Below are 3,975 nucleotides of genomic sequence, written 5' to 3'. Positions count from 1 at the left end.
CCGGACCGGCCGGAAGCCACGGCAAGAGGGATCCCGATGGGAGAAACCATCGCTTACGCCCAAGCCGGCAGACGTTGCGGGACCAGTTGCCGCAGCGGGAGATCGCTAGGTAGACCCGGCCGCGCCCTCGCGCCGGCCGGGCCTGCCGCGCGTCACAGCAGCCGCGCGAGCGCCTCGCGGTTGCTGATCACCAGCTCCTGCGCCTCGGTCCCCTGCCCTGCGCTGACCGTATAGGTCAGCCGCACCGGCTCGACGAGGAAGCCGGCGAACAGCGCGCGGATCTCGGGGGCGTCGTTGATCGACAGGACGAAGGCTCCCTTCAGCGCACCGAGAATCTCGGCCATTCGGGCGTACTGGCTGCGGTCGAAGAGGCCGCGGCCGTAGTCGGCCTCGCCGCCGAAGTAGGGCGGGTCGAGGTAGAACAGCGCCTCGGGCGTGTCGTAGCGCGGGATCAGTTCGGCCCAATCCAGGCTCTCGAAGACCACGCCGTCGAGCCGCTCATGCGCGGCGTCGAGCAGCGGTTCGAGGCGGGCGAGCGAGAAGCGCCCCGCTTGGGTCGCCGCGACGCCGAAGACGCCGTCGATCTTGCCGCTGAAGGCCAGGCGCTGCAGGTAGAGGAAGCGGGCGGCCCGCTCGAGGTCGGTCAGCGTGGCGGGATCGGTGGCGCGCAGCCGCTCGAACTCGCGCCGGCTGCAGATCTGGAAGCGCATCACCTCCTTCAGCTGCGGGTAGTGGCGCTGCAGGATGCGGAAGAGGTTGATGATCTCGCCATTGCGGTCGTTCATCACCTCGAGCCGCGGCCGCATGCGGCGGCGCAGGAAGACGCCGCCCATGCCGACGAAGGGCTCGATGTAGCTGCGATGGGGGATGGCCTCGATCCGCTCGATCAGGAGCGGATGGAGGCGTTTCTTGCCCCCGAGCCAGGGGGCCACTGGGACAGCGGGTCGCACTTGTTGCATGATGTGATTCTGCTTCAGAAGGCCGCTGCCCTCGCGAGGGAGCAGGCGGCCTGGAAGCATTCGACGGGCTGGCGCGGTCATTTCGAAAGTTTAAGCCGCGTGGTTCGGGCTGTTGGCGCAGCCCGGCCCCTGCCGGGGCGGGACCGGGCGCGAACGCCCGGCCGGTGCTCAAGGTGGAGGAGTGGTTGCCTTCCCGGTGGCGGGCATCCGCGCTGGCAGCCACGATCCGGGCCAGCGCAATCGTAAAGCCTCAGCCCTCTTGTTAAGTCACGGCTGGTTAAGGCTTTCCGCCGAGTTAAGCGCGCCGCAACCATCGGGGTGCGAATGACCCGCGCCACGGGATCGCCCGGGAAGGACCCGCGGGGTTCCGGCCGGGGGCGAGCAAGGCTCGGCGACGACCGTCGCGCCCCTGCCGCCCCTGCCAGTCCCCAGCCAGACTCGTTCTGGATCAGGCTCATGGACGGTTACCGCGTCAGCGCCTCCAGCCCGCGCTGCAGGCGGTCGAGGTAGCGGGCTTCGGCCTTGCCGCTGTTGCAGCCAGCCATGCTGCGCAGCGAGTGGTCGTTCAGCACCACGTGCTCGACCGCCGGGCGGCAGGACGCGGGGATCGCGGCCCACATCGCGTGGAAGCGGCGGCGGCGGTCGAGATGGGCGACGGCCGGGTCGAAGTCGCTGGCGCTGGTGTCCACCTTCACCATCGAGGCCAGCATGTCGCGGCCGCGCCGGCCCTGGGCGGCCTCGGCCAGCTGCTCGGCGGCATTGGCCTGGGCGGCGCTGAGCTTGCCCTTGCGCAGGTAGCGCTCGACCCAGGTCTCGCGCCGGGTGCGGATCACGCCATTGGGGTTCGAGGCCTTGCCGGTCTTCGGGTCGACGATCGTGACCGGCTCGATCACCTTGCCGGCGATCTGGCGCGGGGTCAGCGGGCCGAGATCCCAGGGAGCCCTGCTCAGCGTCACCAGCGCCAGCCGGTCGGCCGCCTTCAGCTTCTTCTTCGCCGCCTTGCCCACCACGCCCGTCGCCGCCATCGTGCCGCCCACCTTCATGTCCAGTGCCATCGCTTCCGCCTTTCCCGCCGTCTTCATCGTCGCCGTATCCGCAGCCGTCTTCACCGCCGCCCGCATCCTGCTTTCCGCATCGTCATTGTCGTCATCGCCTTCCTCCCGTCACGCCGCCTGCCCCTTGCCGGCCTCGCGCTTCGCCCGTCCCGCGGCGACGATGTCGCGGGCCTGGCGCAGGTCCTCCTCGTAGGCGGCCAGCGCCGCCCGGTCGTCTGCCGTCGCCGTGCCGCGCTCGACCCGGCCCAGCATCAGCTCGCGGCCGCGCTGGTTCTCCGCCGCCTCCTCGAGGATCTTGCGGCGGTCCATCGCCATGGGCGGCCGGGGATGCCGGCGCAGGAAGCGCAGGAGCTCGACGAGGTAGCCGCCGAGCTCGGCCTTCGGCCCCTCGATCGAGGCGAGCCAGCTGGTGACGATCGGGTGCTCCATCAGCGGCCGCTCCTGCAGCCCGCGCGCCAGCCCGCGGATCACCGCCTCCGAGGGCCAGACATTGCGCCGCGGCCCCTCGGCATGGTCGAGCACCAGTTCGGCCAGCACCGCCAGCGTGTCGGGCCCCATGTAGCTCAGGAAGCCCGCCAGCCGGGTCAGCGCCTCGGCATGCGCCGCCTCGCCCATGCCCTTCGGCCGCACCAGCCCCGCCCCGGCCAGCCGCTGCAGGAAGGCCTCGCGCACCAGCGCCCGGCCTTCCTTGCCTCCTTCGGTCTCGTCGCTTCCGTCCTTCATCCCTCGCCCCTTTCCCCAGCCTGCCCTGCGTCCCTTCCGCGCCGCCGGCTCCGTTCCCGCGCCGCAAGATCTCCTTTCATTTCCTTTCCTCTCCTATGGCTGGAACTGTTCCGATCTGTTCCAGAACGTTCCGGAACAGTTCGGAACTGTTCCTGGAACAGTTGATGTCGTTTCAGATCAGCAGGTTATCGGCCGCCGCCTCCGCTGCTGCCTCCCGATTGCGCGCCGCGACATGGGCAAGCGCGGCCAGGAACTGCGGGAAGGCGGCGCGCGGCAGCGCCCGGCCCGCATGATCCTCTGCCCTTTCCCTGCCCGCGTTCACCTTGTCGCTCCCTCCGTCCCTCATCCCTTCCTCCCCAGCCTGCCCGGCGTCCCCGCCGCTTCGCCGGCTGCGTTCCCGCGCCGCAAGATCTCCTTTCATTTCCTTTCCTCTCCTATGGCTGGAACTGTTCCGATCTGTTCCAGAACGTTCCGGAACAGTTCGGAACTGTTCCCGGAACAGTTGATCCCGTTTCAGATCAGGCGCTTACCGCGCGCAGCATCCATTTCTGCGCCACCGCATGCATCAGGGCGCGCTCGTAGGAGGCCCGGGTGCGCTTGCCCGGCGCGTGCTCGGTGAGCCAGCCGTCGATCCGCTGCACCAGCACGTCGTCCGCCACCACCGACTTGTCGCAGCCGAGGAACAGGAGCCCCTCGCGCAACCGCTTCAGGCGCTGGTAGACCGCCTTCTCCTCGTTGCTCTGGACGCGCAGGATCCGGCTCTCCACCGTCTCCTCGGCGATCTTCGTCACCACCGGATGCGCCAGGCGGATCTTGTTGCCGCACTTCACCCGCCGCCACTTGTGCAACGGGCCCATCTGCCGGGCCCGCAGCTCCTTCCAGCGGCCGAGGTCGATGCGCAGCAGCGAGGCGAGGAGCTCGTCGTCGTCGGGCAGCGTGCCGATCGGCCGCTGCTTCTGCGACAGGAAGATCAGGTTCAGGTAGAACCAGCCGCATTCGGCCGACATGCGCAGGAAGGTGTCGCTGTTGAGCCAGCGGTCGTGGTCGAACATGACGAAGCGGTGGCCCTTCAGATCCTCGTCCTCGGCGATCGGGTACTGGTCGAGCGCGTCGCTGTCGACCGGACGGAGCAGAGCCTCCTTCATGCCGCGGTCCTCCAGCTGGGGCCGGCGGCGGAGGCCGGAGATTTGCCGGGCTGGGCCGTCACCGGCGCAGACCCGGGGGCCGCTGTCTTCACC

General features: G+C 69.6%; 5 protein-coding genes. All 5 read right to left on the bottom strand.

The window, feature by feature from the left end; translation table 11 throughout:
• Window positions 1–152: 152 nt before the first annotated feature.
• The 5 genes from C5F48_RS22280 to C5F48_RS22265 all read right to left on the bottom strand — a co-directional run bounded on the left by C5F48_RS22280 (window position 153) and on the right by C5F48_RS22265 (window position 3,882).
• The gene (locus C5F48_RS22280; RefSeq protein ID WP_107665929.1) at window positions 153–959 is read right to left on the bottom strand and encodes a DNA adenine methylase; all 807 of its coding nucleotides are present in this window, start codon (window positions 957–959) and stop codon (window positions 153–155) included.
• A 464-nt stretch (window positions 960–1,423) separates the two neighbouring features.
• Window positions 1,424–1,969: a hypothetical protein gene (locus C5F48_RS22275; protein WP_373454365.1), complete on the bottom strand. Its 546-nt coding sequence runs from the start codon at window positions 1,967–1,969 to the stop codon at window positions 1,424–1,426.
• Window positions 1,970–2,122: 153 nt separating this feature from the next.
• A complete protein-coding gene (locus tag C5F48_RS22270) occupies window positions 2,123–2,737 on the bottom strand; it encodes a hypothetical protein (protein WP_107665927.1) in 615 nt (204 codons plus the stop codon).
• A 172-nt stretch (window positions 2,738–2,909) separates the two neighbouring features.
• Window positions 2,910–3,083: a hypothetical protein gene (locus C5F48_RS25390; protein WP_181247753.1), complete on the bottom strand. Its 174-nt coding sequence runs from the start codon at window positions 3,081–3,083 to the stop codon at window positions 2,910–2,912.
• Between the two features lie 172 nt (window positions 3,084–3,255).
• Window positions 3,256–3,882: a hypothetical protein gene (locus tag C5F48_RS22265; protein ID WP_107665926.1), complete on the bottom strand. Its 627-nt coding sequence runs from the start codon at window positions 3,880–3,882 to the stop codon at window positions 3,256–3,258.
• Window positions 3,883–3,975: the final 93 nt, after the last annotated feature.

This window comes from Cereibacter changlensis JA139 (assembly GCF_003034985.1).
GTDB lineage: Bacteria > Pseudomonadota > Alphaproteobacteria > Rhodobacterales > Rhodobacteraceae > Cereibacter > Cereibacter changlensis.
The sequence above is the reverse complement of the archived record's forward strand: the minus strand, read 5'-3'. Positions and strand labels throughout refer to the sequence as shown.